Origin of the sequence: Methylophaga sp. UBA678 (assembly GCF_002299105.1) — a bacterium.
GTDB classification, from domain to species: domain Bacteria; phylum Pseudomonadota; class Gammaproteobacteria; order Nitrosococcales; family Methylophagaceae; genus Methylophaga; species Methylophaga marina.
Genome location: NZ_DBNG01000012.1, coordinates 17,044 through 32,880 on the forward strand (window position 1 = coordinate 17,044; position 15,837 = coordinate 32,880).

Sequence of the window (15,837 nt, forward strand, 5' to 3'; positions counted from 1 at the left end):
GTGGTCAGTTCTCTATGGAGTTCTTGCACTACATGCCATGTCCACGTAACGTTGCTGACGAAGTGATTAAAGAAACAAAAGAGCGTGAAGCTGATAAGAAATAAGCGATTATTTCTGAAGAAATAAAAAAGGGCTGATTTATCAGCCCTTTTTTTATGTCTCAAGTTTAGTTAACTAAACTTTGTATTGGTGAGGGGATTCGTCCACCCAGGCGAACAAAACGATTTTCATGGCTACCCATATTAACAGCCATGACTGGGCCTTCACCTAGCAGGCCACCATAAACCACATGATCACCTGCTTTTTTCCCTGGTGCAGGAATAAGGCGAGCGGCAGTGGTTTTTTTGTTAATCACACCAATCGCCATTTCATCGGCAATGATGGCTGAGATCATTTCTGCAGAGGTATCTCCAGGGATAGCCACCATATCTAAGCCAACCGAACAGACAGCGGTCATGGCTTCCAGTTTTTCCAATGACAAAGTACCGTTTACGGCGGAATCAGCAATGGTCAGATCTTCACAAACGGGTATAAAGGCGCCGCTCAGTCCACCGACATGAGAGCTGGCAAATGCGCCACCTTTTTTAACGGCATCATTGAGCATAGATAAAAAGGCGGTACTGCCTGGCGCTCCAATTGCTGGAAGCCCAATAGCTTCAAAAATTTCACCGACACTATCATTTTTATTGGGGGTAGGGGCGAGTGAGAGATCAACGATACCAAATGGTAATCCCAATAATTGAGCGACTTCACGACCAACTAGCTCGCCAGCGCGTGTGAGCCTTGCTGCAGTTTGTTTGATGACATCCGCTGCACGGCTTAAGTCCATACCGTCTTCTTCTTCAAGGGCTCGTTCCAGAGCCGCTTTAACCACGCCTGGACCGCTAACACCGACACTGACTACAGCATCCGCTTCACCCACACCGAGATAAGCGCCAGCCATAAAAGGTACGTCTTGCGGGATATTAGCAAAAACAACGAGTTTAGCCGCTGCCAAGCCATCATCTTTGGCTGTCATTTCTGCCGCTTGTTTGATGATGACGCCCATATCTTTGATGGCATCCATATTAATACCAGCACGTGTACTCGCCACATTAACAGATGAGCAGACGCGTTGACTTTCAGTCAAAGCTTGCGGGATGGCATTAATGAGTGCTCTGTCACCATGGGTCATGCCTTTTTCCACCAGTGCAGTGAAGCCACCAATAAAGTCGATACCTAATTCTGCGGCAGCTTTATCAAGCGTGAGTGCGATTTCCACCATTTGATCAGAATTAAATGGGGCAGCGACAACGCCAATAGGGCTAATCGATATACGTTTATTAGCTACTTCAATGCCGTAGCGTCTTTCAATGCGATTACAGGTGCTAACAAGATTGCCTGCAATGCGGGTAATTTTGTCGTAGATTTTGCGTTTAAAGGTATTAATGTCATCACTGACACAATCAGCCAGACTGATCCCTACGGTCACAGTACGTAAATCCAGGTTCTCTTCACGTACCATTTGCAAGGTAGAAATAATATCTTTGGGATTAATCATTTTATGTCCTGATATGAACGAGTCGGAATATAGCGTATTTAGTTAAGTATATTGCTGACAGAATCAAAAATTTTACGATGTTGTACACTGACCTCGAGATCGAGTCGTTGGGATATGTCTGCCAGTGCATCGCGTAAATCATTCATGATGGTGGCTTTAGGCACATCAATTTCAAAGACCATTAAATTGTCCATTGGGTTTTTACCCCCTTTGAAAATGGCTTGCATATTGGTGATATTGACACCGTGTTTAAAGAGCTGCCCAGCCACTTCAGCGACAATGCCTTGTCGATCAGGGCCTATCACCGTGACGATATAGGGTTGTACTTCAGGTTTATTTTGATACCAATCTGAAGCTTGTTCATTCCAAGGATGAACACGGATAAATAAACCCATCTGTTTGCAGTTTGCTTCTAACGCGGATTGAAGATCATCACAATTTTCATCGTGTGGAACATCGACCAGCAGTAGGGCACCAAAAACCGAGTTTAAGAGTGTTTGACTTAAGTTTTCTATATTGCCGTTACGCTGATTTATCACATCTGCAATCACAGACATAATGCCAGGTTGATCACTACCCAGAACAGAAATTAATACTTTATTCATTTTTCACCTTAGAGATGTCGCTAAGAGCTAGCACTTTATATGATCGCAATATTGTCTGGTATAGACAAACACAAAAATGCCGGGAGAAGTCCCGGCATTATCGTAACATCTAATGTGGCTGTATTGATTAGAACAGCATCATCAGAGTACTAACGTTTGGCAATAATCCAGACTGCGTGAACAATACCCGGGATATAACCCAGAATAGTTAAAAGGATATTGAGCCAAAAAGCACCACCCAAACCAACTTGTAGAAATACACCAAGTGGTGGTAACAGAATGGCAATCAGAATTCGAATTAAGTCCATAATAACTCCCTTTTAATCATCGTTGTTTTAGTAGGATTGAAATAATGCCGTCCAGATTAAGCTGATAATCCAGACAGCAAAGCTTATCGCTAAGACAATTATGGTGATTAGAATCACAATAAAAGCGATATTTTCCAGCAACGTTTTGCGATACACCTGCTGGGGTTGTTGCTCATACTCATGGAGAAGAGCGACATTCTTCTGGTTGGCTTTCCAGATAAAATCAAACACATCACCAATGACCGGTATGGCGCCGATGGTGGTATCAATAAGCATGTTAATCACCATTTTGATGAGAATGGTTCTTGGTACACCCATTTGATGGGCCTGATAGATAATGACACTGGATAATAAGCCACCAATAAAATCACCTAATCCGGGTATCAGACCAAAAAAACCATCCGCACCAATTTTAAAGCCACCAGGTAAGGTGATGGATTCATCAAGAAACCAGCTTAACTTATGTATAAAACGTGTTTTCTTACTCATAGGGCCTCATCTGAAACAGGTATGACAACATTCAAACTATCACGTTGAAAACGGTATTGTAGTGGCGGTTTCAGTTTTATTAACTCACCATCCACTGCTACAGTAAGCCATTTCTTACGTGAGTGCAGTGTGACGTTAAACTCGTCGAGAATGGTGGTTTCTATCATTTTTGCTTTTGATAGTGGATCCACACCCATTAACATCGCACTAAACGCCAGTTTAATAGCCGACCAGCTATTATTGCAGCGTACAACAATCAGGTGGAGACCGTCACGTCCCCCTGTTTTTATTTGTCCCATAGCGGGTATTTGTAGATCACGCTCACCCACCCCGACAAATAGAAGCGGCGTTTTAATTTTCTGCTGATTAAGAATGATATTGGCATGTCTGAAGTGATATAACCTTCTGATACCAGCCAAAAGGCTGGCCAACAAATATTGCATTTTTCGTTCAAGGTATTCACGTGTGCGAACGAAGGTCACATACGCACCAACCGAGCTGGTATTCAAAAATAAATAGTCATTCACATAAGCAACATGGGTACTGAAAGCTTGACCTTGTATCGCGAGCTCCAATGCTGCGTGAATGTCCGTCGGGATCAATAAACGTTTAGCAAAATGATTGAGTGTACCGCCGGGAATGATGGCAAGTTCTGTTTGACTGCCAATCGTTAAACCTGCGGCTAGGGCCAGTGTGCCATCACCACCGGACACGATAATCCGTTTTTGCTTGTTTGCAATAGCCTGTTTAATCGCCGTTTCTATTTCAGATGCTGAGAGCGTATGAAGTGAAATGGCTGAATGATGCGCGAGCATCTTGATGACTTCCGGTGCTGTTCCGGCATGTTTATTGACAAACGTCAGTATTTTTTCAGGCTGACCGGTGTTGTTATCATTGTTCATGCCAGCCGCCATTATCACGATAAAAAGTTTGTGTCGCTGATAATTGAAACTCATCCTGATGCCAGTGGTGGCGGGCAATGGTTAATGTGGATTTATCACCACGAATGATATTAAAACTATTGGCATGTTCGGGTAAGAGTCTGTCCGAAGTAGTTGTGCCAGCATGCGACACAATGATGCCATCCACCACACGACAATAATCAACATGCACGTGTCCACTCAGTATCAGATCCAACCCTGTATCTTTGAATGATGCCAATGCTTTGTCACGTCCACCAATTAAATGTCTGGCTTCATACTCAGGTGGCAGCCAGAAAGGATGGTGAGCTACCAGTAATTGAAGTTGATGTTCAGGCGCCTCCATAACTTGCTTTGTTATATGCTTGATTTGTGACGAACTGATTCTTCCGCGGGACCAGTCCATATAGAAGCCTGCTTTTCTGGCAGTATTAATGCCAATCAGCTGATAGTTGTCATTCGTATACTGAGCCTCAAGCTCCCTCTGAACCCATTTATGCCATTTCCGCCAAGGCCAAAAGAAGCGTTCGATAATTCGGAAAGTACTAAGATCATGATTGCCGGGGATGATGAAATAAGGCGTGTTAATGTCGTTAAGGAAGTCAGCCGCCTGTTGGTATTCTTTTTCTGTCGCTCGCTGTGTGAGATCACCACTAATGATAATCATGTCAGGCATTATAGACTCAATTTTCTGTTTTAAGCCTACTAAGACATCAGTGAGAATGCGTCCAAAATGTAAGTCGGATATATGAACAAACGTGGTCATAGAGAGTTAATTTTCAGCCTGATTTTTAATCATGATGTCTGACCAGACCATGGGTTTTCAGTTGTTTCACAGCAACCTCTTGCGACAGCAATGCAATCATCTCCACAGGCTCCAGTGATTTTTCCAGCTGATGCAAAGATGAAGCATGACGAATTTTCCACTCAGCAGTGACAGTCGGAGCATGGAACTCATCTGGTTTAGGCGCATCGATAAGTGGTAATTGGGCCAGATGCCATTTACACAGTTCGGCATGTTGATCCAAACACATAAGCGGAGAATCAACAGGATCTTGTTGAGGCGTCTTTTTAATTTGCTCGATAAGGCTTTTCACAATAGTACTTGGCCGCTTTTCTTCTGGTGCCCGCAGCAGACCTAGAATCGTAAGAGGTCTGGCACGTTTTGCGCCACCACTTAACCATGAAAGTGGGATAGATAACATTAGTCCACCGGATATGGGTAACAACCAGTAGAACATTTCAATACTTAAGCTATAAGAAATGCCGGCCAGAATAAAACCGAATAGGGTATGACTGCGATGGGCACGGGTCACTTGTCCTAGGCTTAAAGCACCATCATCACGTGATTGCGGGTTCCAGCCGCTATCTTTTCCCATAAGGATATGACAGACAACACCAAACTGAGCGACCATCAAAATAGGCGCATAAAGGGCTGACATAATGGTTTCAAACAGGACGCTAAAAGTGAGTAAAATCGGGCCTCCAAATTGTTTGCAACGGCACCAGTTTACAAGAGCTGCAAACCAGCCAAACAATTTTGGTGCAAGCACAATTGCCATCGAGACGACAAACAAGTCCAGCGCCCGTTCAGCATCGAATACTGGCCAGAGAGGGAAGAGGGAGGGGTTTGCAAAATATTCGGGACGAACAAACTGTGCCTGCACAGCAATGGCTAAACCGACCATAATAAGTGAAAGCCAAAGCACCGCGCTCAGATAAGACATCATGCCAGAGAAAATATGCAGTCTGGTGGGAAAGGCTAAATCATGTGCGAGAAGTATTCGTCCATGTTGTAAATTTCCCTGACACCAGCGTCTATCGCGTACGATCACGTCAGTTAGTGAAGGAGGCGCTTCTTCATAAGAATCCTGAATATCAGTATCAAATCTTACCCCCCAGCCAGCACGACGTAATAATGCTGCTTCTATAAAATCATGACTGAGGATATGTCCACCAAAAGGTGCTTTGCCTGGCAATATCGGTAGTGAGCATGATTCAGCAAAAGCCCGGGTACGAATAATGGCATTGTGTCCCCAGAAGTTAGATGAGAGGCCATGCCAGGCAGCCAGACCTTCGGCATAAATGGGGCCAAAACAGTGATTAGCAAACTGTTGTAGCTTGCCATATAGACTACTGGCGCTGATGAGGGTGGGTAAGGTCTGAATTAAACCAACCCCAGGTGCTGCTGCCAATCTGCGCGATAGAGTCAGCATGCTTTGTGCGCTCATCAAACTGTCAGCATCCAGCACGATCATGGCTTCATAAGCACCGCCCCAGTTGCTGACCCAATGTGCGATATTGCCTGCTTTACGTTCCTGATTATTGGCTCGTCGGCGGTAATAAACAGGGCAGTCTTCATTTTGTGTTTCGAAGAGTTCAATAAAAGCTTTTTCTTCTGCAAGCCAGGCATTGGCCTGATTGGTATCACTTAAGATAAAAAAAGCATACTTGCCTGGCGCTTGTTTTAATAAGTCTTCACGCATGGCTTTAATGGCCGCTACGATTCGACCGGGTTCTTCTTTATAGACGGGGAATAATATCGCGGTTTTAAAATTGGGCTCAGTTTCGGCTTTTTTGATTAGTCTGGGTTTGAGGTTAATTAAAAAGCCTAACAAGGCTTGTGAAAAAGCAAAAGATATCCAGATAAAATTTAAACTGAATAAACATAAAAATACCCACTGTAATGAGGTAATGCTGTTGGTACTGAGGACACCATGCATCTCTCTAATCCCATAGACCGAAAGGCCAACTGTCACCAGCAAAATAAACAAGCGTGACAAGACGGTACTAAAGGATGTGAAAAAGGGGATGGAATGCTGGCGTAATGCCTGACCAGGCTCGTTAACACGATGTCTTGGCATATCCAGCGGTGCGCGTTCCGGTAAAACTTTGTGTGCTTTCATTACTCGCCTGCAAATAGACTGGGTTTAATCCAACGGTAAAGCCATGTTTCACTGATAGGCGTGTCTTTATTCATCAACTGCAAACGTAACTCTGCCACATCAGCATCATCAGGTTGAAATCGGAGAAATACGCGAGCACCATCAATGTTTGGATTAGCAATCAATTTAGTTGCAATGATTTTGCCGTGGTTACTAGAGGCATTCATACTGATGGTATTCAATTGATTCACATCAATACGACTAAAATCGATGATCATTTCTCTGCTGCCATCTTCAAATAGTTTTCCTTTAGCACTACGGACAATCTTTGTTTTTGATGGCATCGGGTTAATATCATTTAGCCAGATCAAGCGATAGTTATAGCTGAAGGTCTGACCTTTCTTTAATCCACCTTCCGGTCGCCAATAAGCGACAATATTGTCATTGGTATCAGCATTTGACGGTATCTCAAACAATTGAACCTGCCCCTTACCCCAGTCTTCAATAGGTTCTACCCATAAAGAAGGACGAAGCTCGTAGTGGGCTTCTAAATCTTGATAGTTCACAAACTGTCTATCACGCTGGATAAGCCCAAATCCCTTGGTATGCTCATCCATGAATCCGCTTATTTGCAGTGAATTGGGATTATTCAAAGGCCGCCATAGATGTTCACCATTGCCTGTTTTTATGGCCAGAGCCTGTGAATTATGTACCTGTGGTCGATAGTCAGTGGATTTGGCAGGCACCATACTGCCATGCAAAAACATAGACGTTAACGGGGCGAGACCGATGTGAGGAATATCGACGCGTGGAAATAGGGTGACTTTAATATCCATACGAGTTGGGTCATTAGGATAAATACCGAATCGATATGCCCCGGTCACACTTTTACTATCGAGAAGGGCATGGACAACAATGGCTGTTTGGTCTTTTCCCGGACGTTCTATCCAGAAATGAGTGAACGTGGGATGTTCTTCACCTTTTGGTTCGGCCACATCAATAGCCAACCCTCTGGCCGAAATACCGTATAACTGACCTTTGGATACCGCCCGAAAATAGCTGGCTCCTTGAAAAATGATGAATTCATTCTTTTCCTGCCCCTTACTAAGAGGATAGTGAAGCCGGAATCCAGCATATTTACCTACTTGAGCAAGCGCGTTGGCAACCTCAGGATTAGGGACCTTGAATGATGACTCGGTAACATTAATAGGAACACTTTTTCCACTTTCGACAATATCGATATCGACGAGGTTTTTATACAAGAAACCTGGAGCAAAAAGCTGGATGGAAAATGGGGTTGGACTGTTGCCCCAGATGGCTGATTGTTGCTGAAACCGGATTTTTTGGTAAGTTTCAGCATCCAGTCGTGTGAGTGATATTGGCGCTTGTTTGGGATTTTTGAATGGTTTCTGAGCACGTTTTTTAGCTAAATCCAATACAGTCTGGTGACTGAAGGTCACCTCTTTTTTATCTTGTGGAGAAGCAATGACGCTTAAGCTCAGTAGTAACAGAAAAGACATGCTTCCAGCTTTGAGCCAAGCCGATAAAAATGAACATCGATGATTAACAGTCATCACGCTGTATCTTCTCCTTGATTAGATAATCTGAAATACTTTTGGCGCATTAACTGATAAATGTAATGTACGCATGACGGATCTTTATTGTCCATGCCACAGCGTTCAATGCAATGTCACAGGTTAAAGTGAGTCAGTTATTTCTGCATCTGCTGCCAGCGCATCGACTAACTGTTGCATGTCCTCAGGCAAATCGATTTGCCATGAGACTTCTTCGCCTGTTGTGGGATGCACAAAACCCAGCAAACCGGCATGTAAGGCTTGACGGCGGAAGTTATGAATAACCTCACGACACGTCTCGGTCATGCCTTTGGCTTGTTTTAAACGGCCGCCATAGACTGGGTCACCTAACAAAGGATGCCTGATGTGCGCCATATGCACGCGAATCTGATGCGTCCGTCCGGTTTCAAGCTTACATTTGATCAGAGTATGAGCCCGATAACGCTGCTCGACACGATAATGTGTGACGGAGGGTTTACCTGTCGCACTTACGGCCATTCTTTTCCTATCAACGTTATGTCGACCGATAGCCTCATCAACAGTTCCACCCGCGGTAAAAACACCGCACGCTACAGCCAGGTATTCACGTTTAACTGTGCGTGCCTGCAGTTGCGATACCAGTGAGTTATGGGCTGTTAAGGTCTTGGCTATCATCAGCAGGCCCGTGGTGGCTTTATCGATACGATGAACAATCCCCGCACGTGGGATGTTGGCTAATTGGGGAGCATGGGCTAATAAGGCATTGACGAGCGTGCCTTGGTGATTGCCTGCACCAGGGTGAACGACCATGCCGGCAGGTTTGTTAATAATGATGACATCGTCATCTTCATAGATAATGTCGAGCGCGATGGACTCTGCCTGCCAGCTTTCATCCTGTACTTGTAGCTCTGTGCCGATGGTGACTCTTTCTCCGCCCTGAATGCTTTCTTTAGGTTTGAGAAGTTGTCCGTTAACGAGGACATCACCCGCTTTCAGCCATTTTGTCAGTTGACCACGAGAATATTCGGGAAACATTTTGGCTAAAGCCTGATCGATACGCATACCCATCAAGTTTTCCGGAATAATATCTTCTAGTTGAATTTTTTCTGACATATAGACTTAGCTGGTGATTAAACCAGTATTATAACGTAGGCTTATAGCTGACGTTGGAATATGGAGCTAAAAATGCGTTTTTCTCATTTTGTCATCGCTGGGGTGGTATTGCTTTTATCTCTGGTGGTTCACGCCGAGCCACGCAATGTCGCATTACTCGCCTCAGCGTGTGCAGCGTGTCATGGTACAAATGGTCATAGTCAGGGTGGAACGCCTAGCCTTGCCGGACTTAATAAACATTACTTTATTCAACAAATGCTGGCATTTAAAAATGGTCAGCGTGATGGTACCGTTATGATGCAGCATGCAGCGGGCTATTCTGAGGAAGAAATACGCGCTTTGGCACACTATTTTTCTAATCAAAAATGATTAACGTGGCTGGCACTGACTACAGAAATAAGTGGCTCTTTGCGCCTGCTTAATGAGACTGATTGGGGTTTGGCAGCGTAAACAGGCTAAGCCTTCTCGTCCGTATACATGAAGTTCTTGCGCAAAATAGCCTGGGTTTCCATCACTTTTTCTGAAATCGCGTAGGGTTGTTCCCCCGGCGAGTAGGGCTTTTTCCAAAACCTGCTTAATGGCCTCGACTAATCGAGATAGATTCTTTTTACTGATTTTTCCGGCAGGCGTACTTGGATGAATACCTGCCATAAACAGGGCTTCATTGGCGTATATATTACCTACACCTACTACGACTTCACCATTCATAATAAATGTTTTAATCGGGCTGGTCCGCCCCTTAGCGCGTTGATGTAAGTAGTTGACATCAAACTGTTCTGATAGTGGCTCCGGACCTAGATGGCTGATAAGAGCATGCTGCTCATAAGGCTCGTTCGTCCAGAGTATGGCGCCAAAACGGCGAGTGTCAGTAAATCTCAATACATAACCGTTATCAAAAAAGATATCGACATGATCATGTTTATTGATGTGGTCATCATTATCGAGTACGCGTAAACGTCCTGACATGCCCAAATGGATAATCAATGTGCCGTTGTCACAATGTAACAACAAGTACTTTGCCCGGCGCTCTATACTGTTTACCCGTTGATCTTTAACGATGGATTCCAATCCTTCTGGAATCGGCCAGCGTAATCCTCGGTGACGTACCACCATTTTTGTGATGGATTGATTCTCAATAAAGGGTTGAATACCACGTCGCGTGGTTTCTACTTCTGGCAGTTCAGGCATGTCTATTCGTTAGTTTGAGTGGGCGTATTAGGTAATAGCTGGGAGCTCATCGCCATAGGGAAAATATATTCTAAGCTTAAATCTTGATTGGTCAGAATAAGGTTATTGTCAGTGGTCTGCATGATCAATGAAACAGGCCGTTTTTGACCTTCCAGCCAAAGTGTAATTTGAGGACCAGGTTTTGCCATTAACTCGGCTGATGTGACTTTCCTGACCTGAGTTGCATAGGCAAATTGCCAGCTATCTATCAACACCTTTAACGCATCACTTGTTAAGTTTTTATCATCAGATTGCCATTGGCCATTTGAGAGAGTTAGTTGCAGCGGTTCTGGATTATTCAGAGAGCGGGGCAGTGTGAGTTTTTCAATGTTTTTATGTTCAGCAATAAGCCTGTTATCAATAAAGCTATCAGCACTCGCAGTTAATAAGGGCATAACATCATCATCGATAAGATAAATGATGTGTTGATAAAGCACATAACGACGTTTACTAATAGGCTCTACATCACCCAACGCAAAACTCTCATTGTTTAAGCTGACGATCACCGAGGGGGTATGGAGACCAAACTGAGCAAGCGACGAGGTATCCATGGGCTGAAACTCACCATGAACGGGTGTTTTTAACAAGCTCAGAATGAGATTGATGCGGGTTTGGCTGACAGGGGCAGGGTAAGGTGACATCAAGCGCCAGGATGCATTATCGCGGATTAGCTTGATATCATTTTTTTGTCGTTGTTGGATATCAATGGTATTGATATCAGCAGGATTTAGTGATGTTAATAATTGGACTGAATGATCATTCTGCTGATTAGCGTTATGTTGAGAAAACCAGAATAAACCAACGACTAATAACAACAAAATAAAATTAGTGAAATAGCTGCTTTTCATCGACGTTTTCTCCGCCACCACAGAGTGAGTCCAACTGTAAGGAGAAGTAATGGCATAGCAAATAAAAAGCCAAAACCGATAATCATCGATTCCGTGTTGGATAAGGTCAGTTGTGTACCAACACTGGTTTTTATTGGAATCGTGATAAGACCATCGTCTTCTACTAACCAATTCAGAAGACCTAATCCCAAATCCAGATTGGCTGCGTTACCAATGTAGCTATTCGCGACAAAGTCGGCATCACCGATAACGGCAATCCTTTGTGATTTATCGATATTGCTGTCCGTATCGCAGGTAATGAGCATGCCGAGTGAAACTGGGCCGGCCACATCAGCACCTTTATCGAATGTTTGCTGACTGAGGTTTGCTTGTGTAATGCTAGAAGTTTCCACCCAGGCATTAGGCTGGCTGTTCAAAAGATTGATATAACGCCATGGGTTTTCTGAGTTATCTTCAGCTATTTGGATGGCACTGGCTTCGGCCAGAATGGTGACACTTTTGGCGGCCTGACCGACAGGATGATTGGCATAGTCGGTAATCAGAACAAAGCGTGGGTCATCAATCCCCAGCATGCTGGAGTTAGGATCAAGTACCGTGCCTGGCACAAATTCAATGCCTAATTTTTCAGCCAAAGCTCCCAACGACTTAGTCTGAGTTGGGTCTGCTAACCAGAGTAGATTGCCACCTTTGTCTAAATAGTCGCGAACAATATTGATTTCACCAGGTAGCCATTCTTTTTCAGGGCTGGCAATGACTAAAGCCGCACTGTTGTCCGGGATGTCTGGTGTATCCAATAAGTTTTGTGAACGGACTTTTATGCCTTGATTGCCTAGATTTTGTACCAGTGTACTCAAGCCAAAGTCGCTTTTATCATACGGACTGCGTTCACCATGGCCTTCAACAAATATTAACCAGGGCTGTGATTGTCGGGAGACAGTGACCAAGGCATTGCTTAGTGATTGTTCGGACAGATCAAACACATGCTGTTTTTGTTCACCATGGCTGACTACCATTTCACCTTGCTGTTGGATATTAAATTGTCTGACGATGTCAGGTGAAAAACTTGGGTCCACAAACTGTATGGTTAACTTATCGCTATGCTGTTGATAGCGTTGTAATAATTCAACAATAGCAGCCCGGTATTCATAATCAGGACTCACAAAAACCTGGATAGTAATATTATCTTTTAGATTATCGAGAATCGCTAAACTGGTTTCAGATAGCGTATGTCTATGATTTTGTGTCCAGTCAAACTGCTTATTGGTGGCAATTGACAGCTGACCCAGTAAGACAACGGCAGCCAGCAGCAAAGCATAAAATATAACTTGCTGAAAACGAATGAGGAGTTGTGCGCGTTTGGTGATTTTCATTGGTCTAGACGTTCTCTATCCAGTCGACGAACCGTCAGTAATAGAAAAGCAAAAATAATGAGTGCGAAGTAGCTGATATCCTGGGTATTGATTTGTCCCTGCATCATGGGTTCAAAGTGTTTTAACAACGACAGCCAACTCAGTAATGAGAATTCAGTTGTGCTGTGACTGGCCCAATCTATAATCCAAAACAAAAATAAAATGGCAAAGGTACTGATAGCAGCGATGGTAGGTTGTCTGGTTAAACTGGACATATAAATGCCTACCGCGCTGAAGCTGGCGACTAACAAAATCAGACCAATAACACCTGCACTTAATTGATAAAAATCCAAAGTGGTACCAACGGCCAGGGAACAAATCATCAAAACAGTGAGTGATGCCATTATCAGGAAAAATGTCAGGGTACCTAAGAACTTACCAATAACGATATCAAACATGCTCAGCGGTGCAGATGAGAGTAAAGGAAGGGTCTCATTTCTGCGTTCTTCAGCAAAACTGCGCATGGTCAACAAGGGACTAATCAGCAGGGCAATGATCGCAGCATTACTTAAGAGTGGCATGGCTACCAGTTCTGTGACCCCTGGGGCACCAGGAATAGCAGAAATGCGACTTTGGATACTGTTGAAATAATCCATATGCGTTAAAAACAGATAAGCCAGCAATAATTGACTCAATGCCAAGATTACCCAAGCCAGAGGTGATAAGAACAAGCGATGTAATTCATTACGGGCGATGTTAAACATGGGCATCTTCTTCACGAATGATTTTCATAAATACATCTTCTAAAGAATGCTGTTCGGGCATTAATGATGTGAGTGGCCAGTTATGTTCAACAGCCTCTCTTAAAAGGGCCTGTGTTGGATCATGATCTGGCAGATAAGAGAGTTTAAAATGCTGTTCATCTATCTTTACGACATTATTCACACCATTGATAGCACTCAAAGAACCTATATCTACACTGTGTGAGAAACCAACTACAATAGCGGTTGATTGCATTTGTTCGGTTAACTTTTGCAGACTGTCATTAAATAATAACTGGCCTTTAGAAATGATTTGCACTCTGTCACATAACATCTGCACTTCGGGCAGAATATGAGTAGACAGAATGACACTATGTTCATTGGCAATATCACGAATAAGTTGACGAATCTCCCGAATCTGGATGGGGTCGAGCCCAGAGGTCGGTTCATCTAAGATCACTACGGCTGGCGAGTGGATAATAGCCTGTGCGATACCAACACGCTGCTGAAAGCCTTTGGATAAATTCGCAATTAATCGTTTGCTCACTTCTGTCAGACCACAGCGTTCTATCACTGTGTCGACTGCAGATTTTTGCTGTTTTTTAGCTATGCCATTCAGCCGGGCACAAAACTGTAAAAACTCAGTGACGGTATGTTCTTTATAAAGTGGTGGCGTTTCAGGTAGGTAACCAATACAGGCTTTAGCCTGTTTAGGGTCATCCAGTAAATCAATACCATTGATTATTATCTGACCATTATCTGGAGCGAGATTGCCGGTCAACATGCGCATTGTCGTACTTTTGCCAGCACCATTCGGGCCTAAAAATCCAAGGACTTCACCTTGTTTAATATTAAAACTGACATTGTTCACGGCGGCAGTGTCGCCGAAAAACCGAGATAGTTCTTTTGCTTCGAGTAAGAGTTTGGAATCAGTCATGAATACTAAATTGTATTAAGAGTCATAGTGGCCCACTCATTAGCTTCAATATAGGCATTGCTCAGCTTTTCCAATGAAGGCCCGTCTTCTGATGACTGAGACCAGCGGCCTTCACAGTAGTCGATAATGCAATTCAATAGTTGGCCTTTTATACCACCTCGACTAATTAGTGCAAGCTTTGATTCATTGCTTAGAGGGATCGAGTTAATAACCTCATTCATGGGCTTTGACAGCATCGTATCAATCGTTGAGAACAAGCCTAATAAAAAACCAGCCTCAGAATGACAGTCAAATTCAGGCGCTATCTTTTCTGCCATCTTGGCTCTGACCAACGTCACCTGAATTAGTTCTGCTGGTCCAGGACTCATCTCGCTCATGACGATTAATGTGGTCCATGTTTTTATCGCTTTTAGCCCTAAAATAACAAGGCCTTCACGTAGCGAGTTTATTTGTCTGGGAAACCCAATAGCGGCTGAGTTAAGTAAACGTAGTAATTTTAGACTAAGGCCTGGGTCTTGGCGAATGATTGACTCGATCGTTTTAAATTCAATATCAGGATCTTGTAATTTGCTTAGCAGCTCCAGCAGTTTAAGCTTACTATCAGGAATAGGTTTATCTGAAATGATTTCTGGCCGACAGAAAAAGTAGCCTTGAAAATAATCGAACCCAAGTGCCATACATAGCTCAAATTCAGATTTAGTCTCCACCTTCTCTGCCAGTAACTTAACCGGATATTCACGGAGTAGGGCAACATGTTGTCTTAACTCTGCTTCAGACAAGGCGAGAATATCCACTTTGATTATGGTGGCTAACTCGATAAGTGGACGTAAAGACTCATGGAAAATAAAATCATCAAGTGCGATATGGTAACCAGCTAATGCCAGCTTTTTTACGGCATGGATTAACTCGTCGTCAATATCAATATCTTCGAGGATTTCTAACACAACCCTTTCTCCACCAAATGGGATTGGGTCATCACTTAAAATGAAATTGCGGGTCAGATTAACAAATGCCAGATGTGTGCCGATTACCCGTTCTATCCCAAGCTCGAGAAAGCTGTAATTGATTACCCGGGTAGTCGCAATATCGCCGGAATAGCGCCCAATATCAGCAGATTGTTGGCTAGTGTTATTGCGAAATAATAATTCATAGGCATGAATATTATATTGACGATCAAAAATGGGTTGTCTGGCTAGAACGATGGAGGATAAATCAGCAACGTTGGTCATGAATTACAACTTAAAGAAATGAGTTGATATCATAGTGTTAATGCAGGCATAAAAAAACCCGCTAGTGCGGGTT

At 43.6% G+C, this 15,837-nt stretch carries 16 protein-coding genes; 1 reads left to right on the top strand and 15 read right to left on the bottom strand.

Annotation, left to right across the window (positions count from 1 at the left end; genetic code table 11):
- Window positions 1-166: 166 nt before the first annotated feature.
- The 9 genes from B3014_RS06890 to rluD all read right to left on the bottom strand — a co-directional run bounded on the left by B3014_RS06890 (window position 167) and on the right by rluD (window position 9,413).
- Window positions 167-1,540, bottom strand: coding sequence for a PFL family protein (locus B3014_RS06890; protein ID WP_286304054.1), 1,374 nt, complete (start codon window positions 1,538-1,540; stop codon window positions 167-169).
- A 38-nt stretch (window positions 1,541-1,578) separates the two neighbouring features.
- On the bottom strand, window positions 1,579-2,145 hold the full coding sequence (locus B3014_RS06895; RefSeq protein ID WP_286304055.1) for a glycine cleavage system protein R: 567 nt from the start codon (window positions 2,143-2,145) through the stop codon (window positions 1,579-1,581).
- Between the two features lie 149 nt (window positions 2,146-2,294).
- On the bottom strand, window positions 2,295-2,453 hold the full coding sequence (locus tag B3014_RS06900) for a YqaE/Pmp3 family membrane protein (RefSeq protein WP_286304056.1): 159 nt from the start codon (window positions 2,451-2,453) through the stop codon (window positions 2,295-2,297).
- A gap of 27 nt (window positions 2,454-2,480) precedes the next feature.
- Window positions 2,481-2,942 (bottom strand): DUF4112 domain-containing protein, encoded by a 462-nt coding sequence (locus tag B3014_RS06905; protein WP_286304057.1) that lies wholly within the window; start codon window positions 2,940-2,942, stop codon window positions 2,481-2,483.
- Window positions 2,939-3,844: a diacylglycerol/lipid kinase family protein gene (locus tag B3014_RS06910; RefSeq protein WP_289243294.1), complete on the bottom strand. Its 906-nt coding sequence runs from the start codon at window positions 3,842-3,844 to the stop codon at window positions 2,939-2,941. Before B3014_RS06910 ends, B3014_RS06905 begins: the two co-directional genes overlap by 4 nt.
- Window positions 3,834-4,628, bottom strand: a complete 795-nt coding sequence (locus B3014_RS06915; protein ID WP_289243295.1) for a metallophosphoesterase family protein — start codon at window positions 4,626-4,628, stop codon at window positions 3,834-3,836. The genes B3014_RS06910 and B3014_RS06915 overlap by 11 nt, the downstream gene beginning before the upstream one ends.
- Window positions 4,629-4,653: 25 nt before the next feature.
- Entirely contained in the window at window positions 4,654-6,768 is a 2,115-nt protein-coding gene (gene mdoH, locus B3014_RS06920; protein WP_289243296.1) for a glucans biosynthesis glucosyltransferase MdoH, read from the bottom strand.
- A complete protein-coding gene (locus tag B3014_RS06925; protein WP_289243297.1) occupies window positions 6,768-8,267 on the bottom strand; it encodes a glucan biosynthesis protein G in 1,500 nt (499 codons plus the stop codon). The genes mdoH and B3014_RS06925 overlap by 1 nt, the downstream gene beginning before the upstream one ends.
- 177 nt (window positions 8,268-8,444) lie before the next feature.
- A complete protein-coding gene (rluD, locus tag B3014_RS06930) occupies window positions 8,445-9,413 on the bottom strand; it encodes a 23S rRNA pseudouridine(1911/1915/1917) synthase RluD (protein WP_289243298.1) in 969 nt (322 codons plus the stop codon).
- A 72-nt stretch (window positions 9,414-9,485) separates the two neighbouring features.
- On the opposite strand from rluD, the gene B3014_RS06935 reads away from it, so the two are divergent.
- Window positions 9,486-9,782: a c-type cytochrome gene (locus B3014_RS06935; RefSeq protein WP_286304064.1), complete on the top strand. Its 297-nt coding sequence runs from the start codon at window positions 9,486-9,488 to the stop codon at window positions 9,780-9,782.
- Here B3014_RS06935 and mutM read toward each other — a convergent pair whose 3' ends face one another.
- From mutM to B3014_RS06965, 6 genes are read right to left on the bottom strand one after another with little or no spacing between them, the layout of a single operon-like run.
- Window positions 9,783-10,601: a bifunctional DNA-formamidopyrimidine glycosylase/DNA-(apurinic or apyrimidinic site) lyase gene (gene mutM / locus B3014_RS06940; RefSeq protein WP_289243299.1), complete on the bottom strand. Its 819-nt coding sequence runs from the start codon at window positions 10,599-10,601 to the stop codon at window positions 9,783-9,785. It lies immediately after the preceding gene.
- Window positions 10,602-10,603: 2 nt separating this feature from the next.
- Entirely contained in the window at window positions 10,604-11,488 is an 885-nt protein-coding gene (locus B3014_RS06945; RefSeq protein ID WP_289243300.1) for a DUF4340 domain-containing protein, read from the bottom strand.
- Window positions 11,485-12,858: a GldG family protein gene (locus B3014_RS06950; RefSeq protein WP_289243301.1), complete on the bottom strand. Its 1,374-nt coding sequence runs from the start codon at window positions 12,856-12,858 to the stop codon at window positions 11,485-11,487. Before B3014_RS06950 ends, B3014_RS06945 begins: the two co-directional genes overlap by 4 nt.
- The gene (locus B3014_RS06955; protein WP_289243302.1) at window positions 12,855-13,601 is read right to left on the bottom strand and encodes an ABC transporter permease; all 747 of its coding nucleotides are present in this window, start codon (window positions 13,599-13,601) and stop codon (window positions 12,855-12,857) included. The genes B3014_RS06950 and B3014_RS06955 overlap by 4 nt, the downstream gene beginning before the upstream one ends.
- On the bottom strand, window positions 13,594-14,535 hold the full coding sequence (locus B3014_RS06960; protein ID WP_289243303.1) for an ABC transporter ATP-binding protein: 942 nt from the start codon (window positions 14,533-14,535) through the stop codon (window positions 13,594-13,596). The genes B3014_RS06955 and B3014_RS06960 overlap by 8 nt, the downstream gene beginning before the upstream one ends.
- Before the next feature lie 5 nt (window positions 14,536-14,540).
- Window positions 14,541-15,764, bottom strand: coding sequence for an EAL and HDOD domain-containing protein (locus B3014_RS06965; RefSeq protein ID WP_289243304.1), 1,224 nt, complete (start codon window positions 15,762-15,764; stop codon window positions 14,541-14,543).
- Window positions 15,765-15,837 lie beyond the last annotated feature (73 nt).

Bases quoted from the DNA above. Each gene is read 5' to 3' on its own strand.
- B3014_RS06895 (WP_286304055.1), bottom strand. From the start codon at position 2,145: ATGAATAAAGTATTAATTTCTGTTCTGGGTAGTGATCAACCTGGCATT.
- B3014_RS06965 (WP_289243304.1), bottom strand. From the start codon at position 15,764: ATGACCAACGTTGCTGATTTATCCTCCATCGTTCTAGCCAGACAACCC.
- B3014_RS06935 (WP_286304064.1), top strand. From the start codon at position 9,486: ATGCGTTTTTCTCATTTTGTCATCGCTGGGGTGGTATTGCTTTTATCT.
- mdoH (WP_289243296.1), bottom strand. From the start codon at position 6,768: ATGAAAGCACACAAAGTTTTACCGGAACGCGCACCGCTGGATATGCCA.
- B3014_RS06910 (WP_289243294.1), bottom strand. From the start codon at position 3,844: ATGAACAATGATAACAACACCGGTCAGCCTGAAAAAATACTGACGTTT.
- B3014_RS06945 (WP_289243300.1), bottom strand. From the start codon at position 11,488: ATGAAAAGCAGCTATTTCACTAATTTTATTTTGTTGTTATTAGTCGTT.
- B3014_RS06960 (WP_289243303.1), bottom strand. From the start codon at position 14,535: ATGACTGATTCCAAACTCTTACTCGAAGCAAAAGAACTATCTCGGTTT.
- B3014_RS06925 (WP_289243297.1), bottom strand. From the start codon at position 8,267: ATGTCTTTTCTGTTACTACTGAGCTTAAGCGTCATTGCTTCTCCACAA.
- B3014_RS06905 (WP_286304057.1), bottom strand. From the start codon at position 2,942: ATGAGTAAGAAAACACGTTTTATACATAAGTTAAGCTGGTTTCTTGAT.
- B3014_RS06950 (WP_289243301.1), bottom strand. From the start codon at position 12,858: ATGAAAATCACCAAACGCGCACAACTCCTCATTCGTTTTCAGCAAGTT.
- B3014_RS06915 (WP_289243295.1), bottom strand. From the start codon at position 4,628: ATGACCACGTTTGTTCATATATCCGACTTACATTTTGGACGCATTCTC.
- B3014_RS06900 (WP_286304056.1), bottom strand. From the start codon at position 2,453: ATGGACTTAATTCGAATTCTGATTGCCATTCTGTTACCACCACTTGGT.
- mutM (WP_289243299.1), bottom strand. From the start codon at position 10,601: ATGCCTGAACTGCCAGAAGTAGAAACCACGCGACGTGGTATTCAACCC.
- B3014_RS06955 (WP_289243302.1), bottom strand. From the start codon at position 13,601: ATGTTTAACATCGCCCGTAATGAATTACATCGCTTGTTCTTATCACCT.
- rluD (WP_289243298.1), bottom strand. From the start codon at position 9,413: ATGTCAGAAAAAATTCAACTAGAAGATATTATTCCGGAAAACTTGATG.
- B3014_RS06890 (WP_286304054.1), bottom strand. From the start codon at position 1,540: ATGATTAATCCCAAAGATATTATTTCTACCTTGCAAATGGTACGTGAA.